Source organism: Streptomyces sp. (genome assembly GCF_031181705.1).
In the GTDB taxonomy this organism is placed as follows: domain Bacteria; phylum Actinomycetota; class Actinomycetes; order Streptomycetales; family Streptomycetaceae; genus Streptomyces.
The window spans coordinates 17,754-34,855 of record NZ_JAPSKN010000047.1 but is presented as its reverse complement, the minus strand read 5'-3'; the positions used below and the strand labels follow the sequence as shown (position 1 = coordinate 34,855).

16 protein-coding genes are annotated in these 17,102 nt (G+C 73.7%); 9 read left to right on the top strand and 7 right to left on the bottom strand.

The window, feature by feature from the left end:
- Nucleotides 1–221 (bottom strand): DUF4287 domain-containing protein (locus tag RIN80_RS12230; RefSeq protein ID WP_309095592.1); only part of this gene is annotated, 221 nt, incomplete at its 3' end.
- A gap of 101 nt (nucleotides 222–322) precedes the next feature.
- Here RIN80_RS12230 and RIN80_RS12225 point away from each other — a divergent pair.
- Nucleotides 323–628 carry a hypothetical protein gene (locus tag RIN80_RS12225; protein WP_309095591.1) on the top strand — a complete coding sequence of 102 codons (306 nt, stop codon included), beginning with the start codon at nucleotides 323–325 and terminating at the stop codon, nucleotides 626–628.
- A 54-nt stretch (nucleotides 629–682) separates the two neighbouring features.
- Here RIN80_RS12225 and RIN80_RS12220 read toward each other — a convergent pair whose 3' ends face one another.
- The 3 genes from RIN80_RS12220 to RIN80_RS12210 form a co-directional block, all read right to left on the bottom strand.
- Nucleotides 683–1,480 (bottom strand): hypothetical protein, encoded by a 798-nt coding sequence (locus RIN80_RS12220; protein WP_309095590.1) that lies wholly within the window; start codon nucleotides 1,478–1,480, stop codon nucleotides 683–685.
- A 273-nt stretch (nucleotides 1,481–1,753) separates the two neighbouring features.
- Nucleotides 1,754–2,971, bottom strand: a complete 1,218-nt coding sequence (locus RIN80_RS12215; protein ID WP_309095589.1) for an acetyl-CoA C-acetyltransferase — start codon at nucleotides 2,969–2,971, stop codon at nucleotides 1,754–1,756.
- A 140-nt stretch (nucleotides 2,972–3,111) separates the two neighbouring features.
- Nucleotides 3,112–4,140, bottom strand: a complete 1,029-nt coding sequence (locus RIN80_RS12210; protein WP_309095588.1) for an SGNH/GDSL hydrolase family protein — start codon at nucleotides 4,138–4,140, stop codon at nucleotides 3,112–3,114.
- Nucleotides 4,141–4,299: 159 nt separating this feature from the next.
- Here RIN80_RS12210 and RIN80_RS12205 point away from each other — a divergent pair, with 159 nt between their 5' ends.
- Nucleotides 4,300–5,688 (top strand): cystathionine beta-synthase, encoded by a 1,389-nt coding sequence (locus RIN80_RS12205; protein WP_309095587.1) that lies wholly within the window; start codon nucleotides 4,300–4,302, stop codon nucleotides 5,686–5,688.
- Nucleotides 5,689–6,044: 356 nt separating this feature from the next.
- On the opposite strand, the gene RIN80_RS12200 is transcribed toward RIN80_RS12205, so the two are convergent.
- Nucleotides 6,045–6,902: a helix-turn-helix transcriptional regulator gene (locus tag RIN80_RS12200; RefSeq protein ID WP_309095586.1), complete on the bottom strand. Its 858-nt coding sequence runs from the start codon at nucleotides 6,900–6,902 to the stop codon at nucleotides 6,045–6,047.
- 145 nt (nucleotides 6,903–7,047) lie between these two features.
- Here RIN80_RS12200 and RIN80_RS12195 point away from each other — a divergent pair, with 145 nt between their 5' ends.
- A complete protein-coding gene (locus tag RIN80_RS12195) occupies nucleotides 7,048–7,809 on the top strand; it encodes an SDR family oxidoreductase (RefSeq protein WP_309095585.1) in 762 nt (253 codons plus the stop codon).
- A gap of 15 nt (nucleotides 7,810–7,824) precedes the next feature.
- Here RIN80_RS12195 and RIN80_RS12190 read toward each other — a convergent pair whose 3' ends face one another.
- A complete protein-coding gene (locus RIN80_RS12190; RefSeq protein ID WP_309095584.1) occupies nucleotides 7,825–8,256 on the bottom strand; it encodes a hypothetical protein in 432 nt (143 codons plus the stop codon).
- Nucleotides 8,257–8,417: 161 nt separating this feature from the next.
- On the opposite strand from RIN80_RS12190, the gene RIN80_RS12185 reads away from it, so the two are divergent.
- A complete protein-coding gene (locus tag RIN80_RS12185) occupies nucleotides 8,418–9,260 on the top strand; it encodes a MurR/RpiR family transcriptional regulator (RefSeq protein ID WP_309095583.1) in 843 nt (280 codons plus the stop codon).
- A 105-nt stretch (nucleotides 9,261–9,365) separates the two neighbouring features.
- A complete protein-coding gene (locus tag RIN80_RS12180; RefSeq protein WP_309095582.1) occupies nucleotides 9,366–9,977 on the top strand; it encodes a hypothetical protein in 612 nt (203 codons plus the stop codon).
- A gap of 87 nt (nucleotides 9,978–10,064) precedes the next feature.
- Here RIN80_RS12180 and RIN80_RS12175 read toward each other — a convergent pair whose 3' ends face one another.
- Nucleotides 10,065–11,453, bottom strand: coding sequence for a diaminopimelate decarboxylase (locus RIN80_RS12175; RefSeq protein WP_309095581.1), 1,389 nt, complete (start codon nucleotides 11,451–11,453; stop codon nucleotides 10,065–10,067).
- A gap of 126 nt (nucleotides 11,454–11,579) precedes the next feature.
- Here RIN80_RS12175 and hutU point away from each other — a divergent pair, with 126 nt between their 5' ends.
- Genes hutU through hutI form a run of 4 tightly spaced genes read left to right on the top strand, consistent with a single transcriptional unit; the run spans nucleotide 11,580 to nucleotide 17,102 of the window.
- Entirely contained in the window at nucleotides 11,580–13,244 is a 1,665-nt protein-coding gene (hutU, locus tag RIN80_RS12170) for a urocanate hydratase (RefSeq protein WP_309095580.1), read from the top strand.
- On the top strand, nucleotides 13,241–14,464 hold the full coding sequence (locus RIN80_RS12165; RefSeq protein ID WP_309095579.1) for an allantoate amidohydrolase: 1,224 nt from the start codon (nucleotides 13,241–13,243) through the stop codon (nucleotides 14,462–14,464). The genes hutU and RIN80_RS12165 overlap by 4 nt, the downstream gene beginning before the upstream one ends.
- Entirely contained in the window at nucleotides 14,461–15,810 is a 1,350-nt protein-coding gene (locus tag RIN80_RS12160) for a formimidoylglutamate deiminase (protein WP_309095578.1), read from the top strand. Before RIN80_RS12165 ends, RIN80_RS12160 begins: the two co-directional genes overlap by 4 nt.
- Entirely contained in the window at nucleotides 15,807–17,102 is a 1,296-nt protein-coding gene (gene hutI / locus RIN80_RS12155) for an imidazolonepropionase (RefSeq protein WP_309095577.1), read from the top strand. The genes RIN80_RS12160 and hutI overlap by 4 nt, the downstream gene beginning before the upstream one ends.

Genomic DNA, 17,102 nt, shown 5'->3' with positions numbered 1-17,102 from the left:
TTGCGCGCGGCCCTCCTCAGGTCGTACTCGTGGATGATCGCCTTGGCGTGGCCGTACGCCAGGTTGTGTTCGTGCCGGAGCCAGCTGACCTTTTCCTCGAAGCGGAAGAGTGCCGGGCCTTCTTCGACGGTGCGCAACCAGTCGGAGATCTCACGACCGGTGCAGTGGGGGATGCGGGCGAGCATGTTGCGGTGGGTCTCTTCGGAGAAGACTTGGGACATCGGCGCCTCCGGACGCTGGGATGTAAGCCGGTCCTTCAGGTCACCGTGCCTGAGTGTTCGCCCGTTGGCAACAGTCCCGGTACGACGCGTACGCTCGCGGCGTGGTTGATACGACGCCTCTGACCCGTGCGGTGGATCACTTCGCCGATCGATTGAGGGCCGCGCCCCAGAGCCGGCTGCAGCGGGGCGCTGCCGCCGAGGCTCTCGGGCTGGCCCGGGAGCTGGCCCGCAGGGCGCAGCTCCTGGAGGGCATGGAGCCCCGGGAGATGCCGGACGCGGGGATGTTCGCGGCGGCGGACCAGATCACCGTTGCCGGGCATGATCTGGCGGTGGTGATCCCCGGCGATGCCGAGGTCGACGAGGCGGTGCGGTTGGTGGCGGAGGCGCAGAAGCGGGCGGGGGTCTGAGCTTCGTTCGCGGGGGCGGCCCTGGCGTGGCCGGTCGAGCGGTTCCCCGCGCCCTCAAAGCGACGCGATGACCCGGTCCGCCAGGATGTAGACGTTCTCCTCGCCGCACTCGAACGTCAGGGTGTACGCGCCGGAGATGCCGGAGCCGCCCAGCAGGGTCGGGGTCACCCCGGCCCGGAGTGCGGCGGCCAGACGCTCCGCCGTCTCCCGGTGGCCCGGGGTCATGCACAGGGTCGTGCCGTCGGCGAAGACGTACACGTCCAGCGTGCCCAGAGGGCCCGGGCGGACGTCCGTGAGTGCGACGCGGGAGGCGGCCAGCTCCTCCAGGGTGGCCACCGTGCGCTCGTGGTCGCCCACGACGGGCGACGGGTTCGGCACGAAGTCCGGGTGGGAGGGGTGGCGGCGACGGGCCGCGGCCAGTTCGGCGGACTCGGAGGGCGTCTCCCGCACGCTCGGCTCGTCGGCGTCCGCGCCGGACTCGGCGAGCGGCTCCAGGCCCGCGAGATCGGCCTGCCGGGGCAGGAACAGGTCGGTGTCGCCCAGGCCCAGCAGGGAGGGTGCGTCCGAGACGTCACGGGCCTCCTGGGCGGCCCAGAACGCCCGCGCCTCGGCGAGCTCCCGCTCCCGCTCCTCGGCCAGCGCCGCGGCCACGGCAGCCCGTATCTCCTCGGTGTCGGCGGTGGTACGGGCGGCGGGCAGCAGGGCGCGGGTGGTGGCGGCGCGGTTCTCGGCCAGCGCGGTGTGCAGGGCCGCGACCTGCCGGCGCAGCTGCAGAACGGTGCGCAGGACGGCGACGCCCACGGCGCCCGTGGCGGCCGTGGTGACCAGCAACGCGATCGGCATGGCGCTCACTGACGTACTCCCGGTTCAAAGTCGACCCCCGACTTCCTACATCAGCTTGAAGGGCGGACTAACCAACTGTCAGTGCGTAACGTCACGAAACGGACAGGGCTTCGGTCGCGGGGGAGGGGGTGGGGCTGCTGTGACCTGGGCTTCTGTCGGAGCAGAGGGAGATAGGTCACATCCTGGGGGAGATTGGATCACAAAACGGCCCAGAACCCAGGAGTCTCCCGGGTTCTGGGCCACGGCCTCACGGTCGGTGGTAGTGCGGCTACGGTGCGCCGCTCAGCTGAGGCGCTCGATGACCATGGCCATGCCCTGGCCGCCGCCGACGCACATCGTCTCCAGGCCGAACTGCTTGTCGTGGAACTGCAGCGAGTTGATGAGCGTGGTGGTGATGCGGGCGCCGGTCATGCCGAAGGGGTGGCCGACGGCGATGGCGCCGCCGTTGACGTTCAGCTTCTCCAGCGGGATGTCCAGGTCCCGGTAGGAGGGGATCACCTGGGCGGCGAAGGCCTCGTTGATCTCGACCAGGTCGATGTCGCCGATGGTCAGCCCGGCCCGCCGCAGGGCCTGCTTGCTCGCCTCCACCGGGCCGAGGCCCATGATCTCGGGGGAGAGGCCGGAGACCCCGGTCGAGACGATCCGGGCGAGCGGGGTGAGGCCGAGCTCGCGGGCCTTGGTGTCGGACATGATCACGAGCGCGGCGGCGCCGTCGTTCAGCGGGCAGCAGTTGCCGGCGGTGACCATGCCGTCGGGGCGGAAGACCGGCTTGAGGCCCTGCACGCCCTCCAGGGTGACGCCCGCGCGGGGGCCGTCGTCCTTGCTGACGACCGTGCCGTCGGGCAGGGTCACCGGGGTGATCTCGCGCTCCCAGAAGCCGTTCTTGATGGCCTCCTCGGCGAGGTTCTGCGAGCGGACGCCGAACTCGTCCATGTCCTGGCGGGTGACGCCCTTGGCGCGGGCCAGGTTCTCGGCGGTCTGGCCCATCGCGATGTACGGGTCGGGCAGCAGGCCGTCCTCGCGCGGGTCGTGCCAGGTGGAGCCCTCGGACTGGGCGGTCTCGGCGGTGCGGGCCTCGGCCTCGGCGAAGAGCGGGTTGTGGGTGCCCGGGATGTCGGAGCTGCCGTGCGCGTAGCGGGAGACCATCTCGACGCCCGCCGAGATGAAGACGTCGCCCTCGCCCGCCTTGATGGCGTGCAGGGCCATGCGCGAGGTCTGCAGGGAGGACGAGCAGTAGCGGGTGATCGTGCAGCCCGGCAGGTGGTCCATGCCCATCTGCACGGCGACGATGCGCCCGAGGTTGTGGCCCTGCTCGCCGCCGGGCAGGCCGCAGCCGAGCATCAGGTCGTCGATGTCCTTCGGGTCCAGCTCGGGGACCTTGGCGAGGGCGGCCTGGACGATCGTGGCGGCGAGGTCGTCCGGGCGGAGGTCCTTGAGGGAGCCCTTGACGGCGCGGCCGATGGGGGAGCGGGCGGCTGAGACGATCACGGCTTCGGGCATCACGGCTCCATTGACGTACCGGGTGGTCGGGCAGGGCTGACTGGGAAGTTACCCGTACGTATGGGCCGGGTCACGGGTGTCGCGGTGTGACCCTGGCCGCAGTTTCCAAGCGCTTGCTTGGCCGACGGTCCGCCCCGCCCTCAGACCGAGGGCGTCGCGGGCGCCGGTTCCTGCTCGGGCAGCCGCCGGCGGCGCCGGCGCTTCAGCAGGGCCCACGGGCCGCGCGGACCGGTCGGCATGGCCGCCGCGACCTCCGTACCGGCTTCCGCGGCGGCCTCCGCGGCCGCCCGCGCCACCGGCAGGAAGCCCTCGCGGCGGGAGGCGTCCGGGCGCTCCTCCTCGGCCGGCCAGAGGCCGAGCGCGGCGCAGACGGTCGGCAGGACCGCCATCGCCGCCGTCGCGTAGCCCTCGGCGGAGGGGTGGTAATAGTCCGGGCCGAACAGCTCCCGCGGGTTCGCGGCGAACTCGGGGCCCAGCAGGTCGCCCAGGGACACCGTGCGGCCGCCCTGCTCGACGACGCCGATCGTCTGGGCGGCCGCCAGCTGGCGGGAGGTCCGTCTGGCCAGCCAGCGCAACGGCTGCCGGACCGGCTCGATGGTGCCCAGGTCGGGACAGGTGCCCACGACGACCTCCGCGCCGGCCGTGCGCAGCCGCCGTACCGCCGAGGCCAGGCAGCGCACCGAGCGGGTCGGGGGCATGCGGTGGGTGACGTCGTTGGCGCCGATCATGATCACGCAGATGTCGGGCACCGGGCCGGGACCGGCCAGCACCAGGGCCACCTGGCGGTCCAGGTCATCGGACCGGGCCCCCGGCAGCGCCACCGTGCGCAGCTCCACCGGGCGCTCCGCCAGCGCCGCGACCCCCGAGGCGAGCAGCGCCCCCGGCGTCTGCCCGGCCCGGTGCACGCCCTGGCCGGCGGCCGTGGAATCACCCAGCATGGTCAGCCGCAGCGGCGGCAGCTCGGAGGAGACGGCGTACGTGCGGCCGTACAGCCCGTCCGCGTTCGGCACGTGTCCCGATGTGCCGTTGCCCACCCGGCGCCGGGCCAGCTGCACCTCCGCCAGCACCAGCCCCACGGTGGCCGCCCCGGCCAGACCGATCCCGCCGCCGCCGTACGCGGCGCCGGCCGCGATCCGCCGGGCCACCCTCGCCCTCGACATGTTCGACATGCGTCGCCGCCACCTCCTCGAACCCGTACACCCAGTGCTTGCCCCGTACAGGGGGTCGTCGAATCTCAACGGGGAGTGAACGACCGTCACGGGCGACGGCGAGGTCATAGGCTGGCGGCACCACTACGACCGAAACTTTTGCGGCATCCGGAGACAACGGTGCGATTTCACGACTCGATGATCAGTCTCGTCGGCAACACCCCGCTGGTGAGGCTCAACAGCGTGACCAAGGGCATCAGGGCGACCGTCCTGGCCAAGGTGGAGTACTTCAACCCCGGCGGTTCGGTGAAGGACCGCATCGCCCTGCGCATGATCGAGGCGGCCGAGGAGAGCGGCGCGCTCAAGCCCGGCGGCACGATCGTCGAGCCGACCAGCGGCAACACCGGCGTAGGGCTCGCCATAGTGGCCCAGCAGAAGGGGTACAAGTGCATCTTCGTGTGCCCCGACAAGGTGAGCACCGACAAGATCAACGTGCTGCGCGCCTACGGCGCCGAGGTCGTGGTGTGCCCCACCGCGGTGGACCCCGAGCACCCGGACTCCTACTACAACGTCTCCGACCGGCTGGTCCGTGAGACGCCCGGCGCCTGGAAGCCCGACCAGTACTCCAACCCGAACAACCCGCTCTCCCACTACCACTCCACCGGCCCCGAGCTGTGGGAGCAGACGGAGGGGAAGATCACCCACTTCGTGGCGGGCGTCGGCACCGGCGGCACCATCTCCGGCACCGGCCGCTACCTGAAGGAGGCCAGCGACGGCAGGGTGAAGGTCATCGGCGCCGACCCGGAGGGCTCCGTCTACTCCGGCGGCTCCGGCCGGCCGTACCTCGTCGAGGGCGTCGGTGAGGACTTCTGGCCCACCGCCTACGACCGCACCGTCGCGGACGAGATCGTCGCCGTGTCCGACAAGGACTCCTTCCAGATGACCCGCCGCCTGGCCAAGGAGGAGGGCCTGCTGGTCGGCGGCTCCTGCGGCATGGCGGTCGTGGCCGCGCTGGAGGTCGCCGCGCGGCTCGGCGAGGACGACGTCGTGGTGGTGCTGCTGCCGGACAGCGGCCGCGGCTACCTCAGCAAGATCTTCAACGACGAGTGGATGGCCGACTACGGCTTCCTGGAGGACGCGGGCCCGAGCGCCCGCGTCGGCGACGTCCTCGCCGACAAGGAGGGCGACCGCATGCCCTCCCTCGTCCACATGCACCCGGAGGAGACGGTCGGTCAGGCCATCGACGTGCTGCGCGAGTACGGCGTCTCGCAGATGCCGGTCGTCAAGCCGGGCGCCGGGCACCCCGACGTGATGGCCGCCGAGGTCGTCGGATCCGTGGTCGAACGCGAGCTGCTGGACGCGCTGTTCAGCAAGAGCGCCTCGCTCGACGACCCGCTGGAGAAGCACATGTCCGCCCCGCTGCCGCAGGTCGGCTCCGGCGAGCCGGTCGCGGACCTGATGGCCGTGCTGGGCAAGGCGGACGCGGCGATCGTCCTGGTCGAGGGCAAGCCGACCGGCGTGGTCAGCCGGCAGGACCTGCTGTCCTTCCTCGCCCGCGGCGGGAAGTGACGGCGAACGCCCGGTGAACGGCCCGCGTACCGGGTGAACCCGCGACGTCCGCGATCTTCGTGGACTTCGCGGAAGTGGTACGAGGGCGTCACGTCCGCGCAGCACCCGCTTAACACGGGTCCTGCACATTGGTGGGTGTCGGCAGGGCGGGAGCGGCTCCCCGCCCCCGCCGGCGCCGTAGGCGTCACGGACCTCCGGAGCGGCTCCCGGACCTCCACCGACGCCACGGACGCGGGGGCCCGGCCTGACCAGGTCCGCGTCCTTCGCGGGGACCGCCGTCGTCCCGCCCCTCGTTCACGGGGGTGCGGCGGTCCCCGCGCATCTCCTCGCGCCGCCATCGCCCCCCCCCGGGCGGATCAGCCCGTGCGGCTCGTCGCCCAGCTCGCCAGCAGCGCCAGGCGCTCCGCCGTCTCCGAACCCGGTTCCGGGGCGTAGGCCACGATCGTCTGGTCGGGTGCGGACGGGACGGTGAGGGTCTCGTACGGCAGGGTCAGCAGGCCCGCGACCGGGTGGCGCAGCCGCTTCACGCCGTGGTCGCACGGTTTGACCAGGTGGTCGGCCCACAGACGGCGGAAGTCCGCGCTGGCCCGGGTCAGTTCCCCGACGAGCTGCCCCAGGGCGGCGTCGCCCGGGTGGTGGCCCGCCTGCAGCCGGAGGTGGGCGACCGTCTGCTCGGCGATCGCGGCCCAGTCCGGGTAGAGGTCGCGGGCGGCGGGGTCGAGGAAGGTCCGGCGGGGCAGGTTGCGGTCCTCGACGCCGGTGCCGTCGAAGCCGAGCACGGCGTCCGCGAGGGCGTTCCAGGCGAGGACGTTCATCCGGTGGTCCAGCACGTACGCCGGGTTGCGGTCCATGCCGTCCAGGATCAGCCGGACCCCGGGACGCACCCCCGGCACGGCCGGTCCGCCGGCTCCCCGCCGGTGCGGCCGGGCCACCGCCCGCAGGTACTCCCGCTCGGCAGCGTCCAGCCGCAGCACCCGCGCGATGGCGTCCAGCACGGCGTCGGAGACGCCCCCCGCCTTCGTCCGGGAGGGACCCCCGGGCCCTCTGCCCTGCTCCAGGCGCACGTAGTAGTCGACGCTCACCCCCGCCAGCTGCGCCACCTCCTCACGGCGCAGCCCCGGGACGCGGCGGCGGCCGTAACAGGGCAGCCCCACCTCCTCCGGGCGGATCCGGGCGCGGCGCGAGCGCAGGAAGTCTCCCAGTTCTCCGTCCATGCCTTCGAGCGTAGGCGGCCCGGGCCCGGCGAACCTGGTACTGCCGGACCCAGGAAGAACGCCACCCTGGGTACGGCGGCCGGTGGCGCCGAGGGTGGTGGACGAAGCCGGGGAGGCGCCCCGGCCACCACCGAGGAGGACTCCCATGGCGTACGAGAACCTGGCCGGCCGCACCGCCGTCGTCACCGGAGCCGCGAGCGGCATCGGAGCGGCCGTCGCGGCGCTCCTGGCCGCCGAGGGCGCACGCGTGGCGCTGCTCGCCCGGCGCGAGGAACGCCTGACGGCCCTCGCCGGGAAGATCCGGGCCGACGGCGGACAGGCCCTGGCCGTCGCCGCCGACGTCACCGACGAGACGTCCGTCGCCGACGCCGTCGACCGCGTCCACGCCGAGTACGGGCCCGCCGACCTGGTGGTGAACGCCGCCGGAGTGATGCTGCCGCACCCCGTGGAGGCCCGGCGCGCCGACGAGTGGCAGCGGATGCTCGACACCAACGTCGCCGGAGTCCTGCGGATCACCGGTGCCTTCACCGCCGACCTGGTGGGCGCGGCCCGGGCGGGCCGTGCCGCCGACCTCGTGAACATCTCGTCGATCGCCGCGCACGTCAGCTTCCCCAACTACGCGGTGTACGGCGCGACCAAGGCGGCCGTCACCTACCTGTCGGAGTCGCTGCGCGGCGAGTTCGGGCCGCGGGACGTCCGGGTCACCAACATCGAGCCCGGATTCGTCGAGAGCGAGCTGCGCACGCACATCTCCGACGCGGAGCTGTCCCGGCAGGTGGAGGGCATGCTGGACGCGGTGGGCGCGCTGTCCGCCGAGGAACTGGCCGACCTCGTGGCCTATGTGACGAGCCGGCCGCGCCGGGTCAACCTGCGGCAGATCGTGGCACTGCCGACCCGGCAAACCTGACCGCCGACGGGCCCCTCAGTCCTCCCAGCCGCTGTCCTGGGAGGACTTGCGGCGTCCGAACAGGCCGGGGTTGGTGCGGGCCGCCTGCACGACGTTCACCCCGACGATGCCCGCCCAGGCGGCGAGGAGGCCGGGCAGGTGGGCCACGCCGCCGCCGATCGCGGACAGCGGCACCGCGAGGACGAGGGAGACGATCCCGAAGCCGAAGCGCTCGCCCCAGGAGTCCGTGGCCCCCGGCGTCCGGGAGTCCCGGGCCGTCTGCAGCTGCTGCTCGGCGAGCTGCCGGCGCACCCGGCGCTCGACCGCGCCGTCGATGCGCTGGTCGACCTTCTCCAGGAAGGAGTCGACCAGCGCCGACTCGTACTCCTCGCCCAGTTCCCTGCGGGCGTGCAGCGTGGCGTCGAGTTCCTTCTTCAGCTCGGTGTCCCGCGCGTCGATTCCGCTCATGCCGACCACGGTAGGGAGCCGGGGCCGGGGCCGCACTGGGGTTAGCCCCCCTGTCGGACCGGTGGGCTGCCGGACGGTGTCGGAGCGCCTGACGCCGCTTGCCGGTCTGCATATGCTCATGCAGAATCCTCAGCTACTGAATAGGCGAGGGGGAGCACGCCATGAGCGCGACCGACAGCCCTGCCGCGCGGCTGCAGGCGCTCTTCGAGGGCCACCGGCTGACGCCGACCCAGCGGCGCATCGCGCACAGCATGGTGCGCCGCGCCGCCGACGTGCCGTTCCTGTCGAGCGTGGAGCTCGCCGAGCTGGCCGGTGTCAGCCAGCCCTCCGTGACGCGCTTCGCCGTCGCCCTCGGCTTCGACGGCTACCCCGCCCTGCGCCGCCACCTGCGCGAGGTCGCCCCCGCGGAGCCCGCGGGGGAGGCCGGGTCGGCCAACGAGTACCAGCAGGCCGTCGAGGCCGAGATCGAGAACCTGCGGCACCTGGCTCAGGCGCTGGCCGACCCCGGGCCCGTGCGGCGGGCCGGGCGGATCCTCGCGGCCTCCCGCCCGCTGCCCGTCCTCGGCCTGCGCGCGGCGGCCGCGCAAGCCCACGGCTTCGCCTACTTCGCCGCCAAGGTCCATCCCGACGTGCGGCTGCTCAACGAGGGCGGCACGATGCTCGCCGACCGCGTCGACGCCGCCGTCCGCGCCGGCGCCTCCGCACTGCTGTGCTTCGCGCTGCCCCGGCACCCGCGTGAGGTCGTCGACGCCCTCGCCCACGCCAAGGAGACCGGTCTGACCGTCGTCACGGTCGCCGACTCCGCCTTCGCCCCCGTCGCCAAGGTGTCCGACCTGCTCATCCCCGCCGCCGTCGGCACCGGCCTCGCCTTCGACACGGCCTGCGCCCCGATGCTGCTCGGCCGGGTCCTGCTGGAGGCCATGTGCGACGACCTGCCCGAGGCCCAGGCCCGCCTGGAGGAGTTCGACGCCAAGGCGGCGGCACGGGGCCTGTTCGTCGACTGACGAAACGCGCCGCCGATTCTCAGACTCGTCTCACGTTGCGCCGCTAACGTCCTTCTCCTACAACACTCTTCAGACGCTTCGGGTACCGGACGGAGGCTGACTGACATGCGCGGAGGACACGGACTGGCCCGGGTGGCCGTCGTCGTACGGGCGGGTGCCGCCCCGCTGTGGTGGCTGGGAGTGCTGACGGCCGGACTGGGCCTGCTGCCCGAGGGGCTCACCGGCCGCCGTATCGGGGTGCTGACGGGGGCGGCCCTCTTCCTCCTGGCCGCGGCCGTGGTGTCCACGGCCCGCCGCAAGCGCTACACGGCCCTGGCCGCCGCGGCCGCCCGGGCCGGCAAGCACGACGTGCTCCAGGACCGCGCGGTCACGGCCCGCAACTGGCGCCGCGCCCACCGCTGGTGGCTCCTGTCGGCCTTCCTCGCCGCCCTGGGCACCTCCTTCGCGCTGCCCGCAGCGGGCGGCATGCTGCTGGCCGGCTGCGCGGTGGGCCTGTGGCTGAAGGCGGCGTGGCTGGGCCGCCGCGAGCGCGCGGACGAGGTGCTGCTGTGGGTCCGCGTGGACTGGCTGCGCGCGGGGGTCGCCGGCCCGACGGGCAAGCGGGTCAAGGCGTTCCGCAGCACGGGCATCGCGGCGGGCGACGCGGCCCCCGGCGGCACGCGAAGGAAGACGCCGGTCCCCGGCGGGACGCGCGGGAAGACGCCGGCCCTCGTCTGACCGACGGCGGGGACACCCCCCGGGGGGGCGCGGGGAACTGCGCGACCGGCCATGACGAGGCCCGCACCCCGCGCCCCACGGCACCTCTCACGGCGATCCCGTCAGCCCCTCCGCCTGCGCCCCGCCGGACTCCGCGACGACCTCCTCCACGGTCTGCGCACGCCGCACCAGCGCGAACCGCCCCCCGGGCCAGAACCCGTACACCCCGGGCCGCACCAGCGAGTTGTACCCGTAGTGGTGGGCGAAGTAGTACGCCCCCGTGTCCAGCGCCGCCGCGTAGTCCCCCTGCTCCAGCAGCGGCATGGACCGCCCCTGAGCCAGCAGGTCCCCGGCGAAACAGGCCGGTCCCGCGACGTCCTGCACCACCACGGGCCCGTCCTTCACCCGGCCCTTCGCGTCGTACGCCGCGATCCGCAGCGGCCAGCTCCCCGGCGCGTACACCGTCCGCGTGGCCACCTGCACCCCGGCGTGCGTCACGGCGACCGCCCGGCCGCCGGAGGTCTTCGCGTACTCGACCCGGGCCACCACCGTCCCGTGCTTGGCCAGCAGCGACCGCCCGAACTCGGTGACGAGCCCGTACCGCCCGTCGAACAGCCCCGGCACCTCCCCGGCAAGCATCCGCGCGTACTGCGCGTACGTCGGCGTCGTCGCGTCCGACGCGAAGTTCACCGGCAGCCCGCCGCCGATGTCGAGCGTGTCGACCTGTCGCCGCCCGGCCCGCCGGTTGATCTCCTCCGCCAGCGCGTACGCCTCCGCCACGCCCCGCGCCATCAGGGACAGCGGGACCCCCTGGGACCCGGTGTGCGTGTGCAGCCGGGTCAGCCACGGCCGGTCCAGATACGCCCGCACGACCCACTCCCGCGCCCCCTCGTCCCGCAGCGCCACCCCGAACTTGGAGGTGGCCGTCGCCGTGGACAGCGCCTCGATGGCGCCGCCGCCGACCTGCGGGTTCACCCGGATGCCGAGGGGGGAGCGGCTGGGCCGTGTCCGCATCAGCCCGTCGATACGGTCCAGCTCCTGCGGATTGTCGGCGTTGACCGCGATGCCCAGGTCCAGCGCCTCGCGCAGCTCGGCCGGCGTCTTCGCGGGCGAGTCGAGCACCGTCATGCCCGCCGGCACCCCCGCGGCCCGGGCCAGCGCCAGCTCGCCCGGGCTCGCCACCTCCGCGCCGACGCCCTCCTCGCGCAGCAGCCGCAGTACCGGCACCAGCGGGGCGGCCTTCACCGCGAAGGCGTGCAGCACGGGGGTGCCCGGCGCGGTCACCGCCTCGAACGCCGCCCGCAGCTCCGCGGCCGACTCCCGGATGCCGACGACGTCCAGCAGCCCCACCAGGGGACGGTCCGGCCCCAGCAGCCCCTGCTCCACCGCGGCCCGCACCGCCTCGTCCCGCCGCGCCGCCCGCGAGGCCCCGGAGCCGTCCGGGCCGCCGGTGCCGTCCGTGCCGCCGGGATCTTCCGTCTCGATGTGTGCGCCCATGCGTCCAGCCAAACATCCACGCCACGGCCGCGCCGACCTCCCGACGTATTGACTAGCCCTATTCATAGGGTCAGGATGTGAATAGAGCAGCAACATCCGCCGGGAGACCCCACCAGGAGGCAGACCATGTCCGGACCCCGCCCCGTCCGAGCGCCGCGCGGCACGGAACCGAGCGCTCTCGGATGGCAGCAGGAAGCCGCCCTGCGGATGCTGCAGAACAACCTCGACCCGGAGGTCGCCGAACACCCCGACCAGCTCGTCGTCTACGGCGGCACCGGCAAGGCGGCCCGCGACTGGCGCTCCTTCGACGCGATGGTGCGCACACTGAAGGGCCTCAAGCAGGACGAGACCATGCTCGTCCAGTCCGGCCGCCCGGTCGGCGTCATGCAGACCCACGAGTGGGCCCCGCGCGTCCTCATCGCCAACTCCAACCTCGTCGGCGACTGGGCCAACTGGGAGGAGTTCCGCCGCCTCGAACAGCTCGGCCTGACCATGTACGGCCAGATGACCGCCGGCTCCTGGATCTACATCGGCACCCAGGGCATCCTCCAGGGCACCTACGAGACCTTCGCCGCCGTCGCCGCCAAGAAGTTCGGCGGCACCCTCGCCGGCACGATCACCCTCACCGCCGGCCTCGGCGGCATGGGCGGTGCCCAGCCCCTCGCCGTGACGATGAACGACGGTGTCGCCCTGTGCATCGACTGCGACCCGCGCGCCATCGAGCGCCGCATCGAGCACCGCTACCTGGACGTGAAGGCCGACGACCTGGACCACGCCCTGCGGCTGGCGACCGAGGCCCGCGACGCCCGCCGCCCGCTGTCCATCGGCGTCCTCGGCAACGCCGCCGAACTCGTCCCGCAGCTGCTCGCCCTGGGCGCGCCCATCGACATCGTCACCGACCAGACCTCCGCCCACGACCCGCTGGCCTACCTGCCCGTCGGCACCGCCTTCGCGGACATGGCCGAGGCCGCCGCCAAGGACCCGGCCGGCTTCACCACCCGCGCCCGCGAGTCCATGGCCAGGCACGTCGAGGCCATGGTCGGCTTCCAGGACGCCGGCGCCGAGGTCTTCGACTACGGCAACTCCATCCGCGGCGAGGCCCAGCTCGCCGGATACGACCGGGCCTTCGCCTTCCCCGGCTTCGTCCCCGCCTACATCCGCCCCCTGTTCTGCGAGGGCAAGGGCCCCTTCCGCTGGGCGGCCCTGTCCGGCGAGGCCTCCGACATCGCCAAGACCGACAAGGCGATCCTCGACCTCTTCCCGGAGAACGAGTCCCTGGCCCGCTGGATCAGGATGGCCGGGGAGCGGGTCCACTTCCAGGGCCTGCCCGCCCGCATCTGCTGGCTCGGCTACGGCGAGCGCGACAAGGCCGGAGAGCGCTTCAACGACATGGTCGCGAGCGGCGAGCTGGCCGCCCCCGTCGTCATCGGCCGCGACCACCTCGACTGCGGCTCCGTCGCCTCCCCCTACCGCGAGACCGAGGCCATGCTCGACGGCTCCGACGCGATCGCCGACTGGCCGCTGCTCAACGCCATGGTCAACGTCGCCTCCGGGGCGTCCTGGGTGTCGATCCACCACGGCGGCGGCGTCGGCATGGGCCGCTCGATCCACGCCGGGCAGGTGACGGTCGCCGACGGCACCCCGCTCGCCGGGGAGAAGATCCGCCGCGTCCTCACCAACGACCCCGGCATGGGCGTCATCCGGCACGTCGACGCCGGGTACGACATCGCCGAGTCGGTCGCCGGCGAGCGCGGTGTCCGGATCCCGATGCGCGAGGGTGACCAGGCGTGACCTTCCACAGCATGTGGGCGGAGCTGCTGCCGATCGGCCGCAGCTCCGCCTCCGGCGGCTACCGCCGCTTCGCCTGGACCGGCGCCGACCTGGACTGCCGGGCCTGGTTCAAGGAGCAGGCCGAGTCCCGCGGGCTGACCTACGAGACCGACCGCAACGGCAACCAGTGGGCCTGGCTCGGCGACCCCGCCCGGGGCGACGCCGTCGTGACCGGGTCGCACCTGGACTCCGTCCCCGACGGCGGCGCCTTCGACGGGCCCCTGGGCGTCGTGTCGGCGTTCGCCGCCCTCGACGAACTGCGCGGCAGGGGAGTGGAGTTCACCAGGCCCCTCGGCATCGTCAACTTCGGCGACGAGGAGGGCGCCCGGTTCGGGCTCGCCTGCGTCGGCTCCCGGCTCACGGCCGGGCAGCTCACCGTCGAGGACGCCCACCGGCTGACCGACGGGGACGGGACGACCCTGCCCCGGGCCATGGAGGCCGCCGGGTACGACCCCGAGTCGATCGGGCCCGACCCCGAACGGCTCGCCCGCATCGGCGCCTTCGTCGAACTCCACGTCGAGCAGGGGCGGGCCCTGGACCTGTCCGGCGACCCGGTCGGCATCGCCAGCGCGATCTGGCCGCACGGCCGGTGGCGGTTCGACTTCGCCGGTGAGGCCAACCACGCCGGCACCACCCATCTCGCCGACCGGCGCGACCCCATGCTCGCCTACGCCGAGACGGTGCTCGCCGCCCGCCGTGAGGCCGAACTGGCCGGAGCGGTCGCCACCTTCGGCAAGATCGCCGTGGAGCCGAACGGCGTCAACGCCATCCCCTCCCTGGTGCGCGGCTGGCTCGACTCGCGCGCCGCCGACCAGGACGGCCTGGACGCCGTGGTCACCGGGGTGCGGAAGGCGGCCGGGGAACACGCCGCCGCCCACGGCGTCGAACTCTGTGTCACCCGGGAGTCCTTCACGCCGGTCGTCGAGTTCGACCACGTCCTGCGCGACGAACTCGCCCGCATCCTCGGCAAGGACCGGGAGCCCGGACTCACCGTCCCCGTCCTGGGCACCGGGGCGGGACACGACGCCGGGATCCTCTCCGGGAGCATCCCGACCGCCATGCTGTTCGTGCGCAACCCCACGGGCGTCTCGCACTCCCCGGCCGAGTCCGCCGCCGAGGACGACTGCGTGGCCGGAGTGCTCGCCCTCGCCGACGTACTGGAAGGACTGGCCTGCCCGTGACGCCCGCCCAGCAGAGCCGCACCTACTGGCTGGAGCACGCCTGGCTCGGCACACACGTCGAGCCGGGCGTCGCCCTGGACACCGCCGACGGCCGGATCACCGCCGTCCGGACCGAGGTGGCCGCCCCGCCCCCCGGCGCCGAGCCCCTGCGCGGCCTCACCCTCCCCGGCCTGGCCAACGCTCACAGCCACGCCTTCCACCGTGCCCTGCGCGGCACCGCCCAGGTCGGCTCCGGCACCTTCTGGACCTGGCGCGAGGTCATGTACTCCGTGGCGGACCGGCTGACCCCGGACACCTACCACGCGCTCGCCCGGGCCGTGTACGCCGAGATGGCCCTCGCCGGCATCACGTCCGTCGGCGAGTTCCACTACGTCCACCACACCCCGGACGGCACCCGGTACGCCGACCCCAACGCCATGGGCGAGGCACTCCTCGCGGCCGCCGCCGAAGCCGGCATCCGCATCACCCTCCTCGACACCGCCTACCTCTCCTCCGGTTTCGGGCAGCCGCCCAACCGCCACCAGCTCCGCTTCTCCGACGGGGACGCGGACGCCTGGGCCGCACGCTGTGCACTTCTCAAGGAACGGGATCACGCACGGATCGGGGCGGCGATCCACTCCGTACGGGCCGTGCCCGCCGGACAGCTGGAGACCGTCGCACGCTGGGCCGAGGAGCGGCGGGCCCCGCTCCATGTGCACCTGTCCGAGCAGACCGCCGAGAACGACGCCTGCCGCGAGGCCCACGGCTGCACCCCGACGCAGCTGCTTGCCCGGTACGGCGTGCTCGGGCCGCGCACCACCGGCGTCCACAACACCCACCTCACCGCCGAGGACGTCTCGCTCATCGGCTCCAGCGGCACCGGCACCTGCATGTGCCCGACCACCGAGCGCGACCTGGCCGACGGCATCGGGCCCGCCGTCGCCCTGCAGAACGAGGGCTCCCCGCTCTGCCTCGGCTCCGACAGCCACGCCGTGATCGATCTGCTGGAGGAGGCGCGGGCGATGGAGCTGAACGAACGCCTGCGCACCCGCACCCGAGGTCACTGGACGGCGGCGGCCCTCCTGCGGGCGGCCTCGGCCGACGGCCACGCGGCCCTCGGCTGGGACGAGGCGGGCACCCTGGAGCCCGGCGCCCTCGCCGACTTCACCACGATCGCCCTCGACTCGGTCAGGACGGCAGGGCCGCTTCCGCGGCTCGGGGCCGAGACGGCCGTATTCGCCGCGTCGGCAGCGGACGTGTCGCATACGGTCGTGGCAGGCCGGCATGTCGTGCGGGACGGGGTCCACACCCTCGTGCCGGACGTGCCGCGCGCCCTCGCGGACGCCGTCGCAGCCCTGCGCGGATGACCCCGGGCCACCCGCCCGCGCGGCCCGGCCCCGCCCCCGCACCCGACCCCACCGCCGACCAGGCCACCAAGGACGCCATGAGCAACGCGACGACCGTCAGCCCCGCCCACTCCGCGAGCACCGCGAGCACGCTCATCACCAACATCGCCGCCCTGGTCACCAACGACCCCTCCCTCGGTGACGGTTCCCCCCTCGGACTGGTCCAGGACGCGGCCGTCGTCATCGAGGGCGACCGCGTCGTGTGGACCGGTGATCACAGGAAAGCACCCGCCACTGACAATCGGGTCGACGCCGGCGGCCGGGCCGTCCTCCCCGGCTTCGTCGACTCCCACTCCCACCTCGTCTTCGCGGGCGACCGGACGCAGGAGTTCAACGCCCGCATGTCGGGCCGCCCGTACAGCGCCGGCGGCATCCGCACCACGGTCGCCGCCACCCGGGCCGCGAGCGACGGGGAACTGGAGGCCAACGTCACCCGTTACCTCGCCGAAGCCCTGCGCCAGGGCACCACCACGTTCGAGACGAAGTCCGGCTACGGCCTGACCGTGAGGGACGAGGCCCGCGCCCTGCGCATCGCCGCCGCCCACACCGACGAGGTCACCTACCTCGGCGCCCACATCGTGCCGCCCGACTTCGCCGAGGACCCGGCCGGCTATGTCGCCCTGGTCACCGGCGAGATGCTCGACGCCTGCGCGCCGTACGCCCGCTGGATCGACGTCTTCTGCGAGCGGGGCGCCTTCGACGGCGACCAGGCCCGCGCGATCCTCACCGCCGGCAAGGCCAGAGGGCTGCACCCGCGCATCCACGCCAACCAGCTCTCCCACGGCCCCGGCGTGCAGCTCGCCGTCGAACTCGACGCGGCCAGCGCCGACCACTGCACCCACCTCACCGACGCCGACGTGGACGCCCTGGCCCACAGCCGGACGGTCGCGACGCTGCTGCCCGGCGCCGAGTTCTCCACGCGGGCCGCCTGGCCGGACGCGCGGCGGCTGCTGGACGCGGGTGCGACGGTCGCGCTGTCCACGGACTGCAACCCGGGCTCGTCCTTCACCTCGTCCATGCCGTTCTGCGTCGCGCTCGCCGTACGGGACATGGGGATGACCCCGGACGAGGCCGTCTGGTCGGCCACCGCGGGCGGCGCCGCGGCCCTGCGCCGCACCGACGTCGGCCGCCTCACCCCGGGCGCCTACGCCGACCTGGTGCTCCTGGACGCGCCGAGCCACGTCCACCTCGCCTACCGGCCGGGCGTGCCGCTGGTGAGCGGGGTCTGGCGGCGCGGGGAGCGCGTGGTGTGA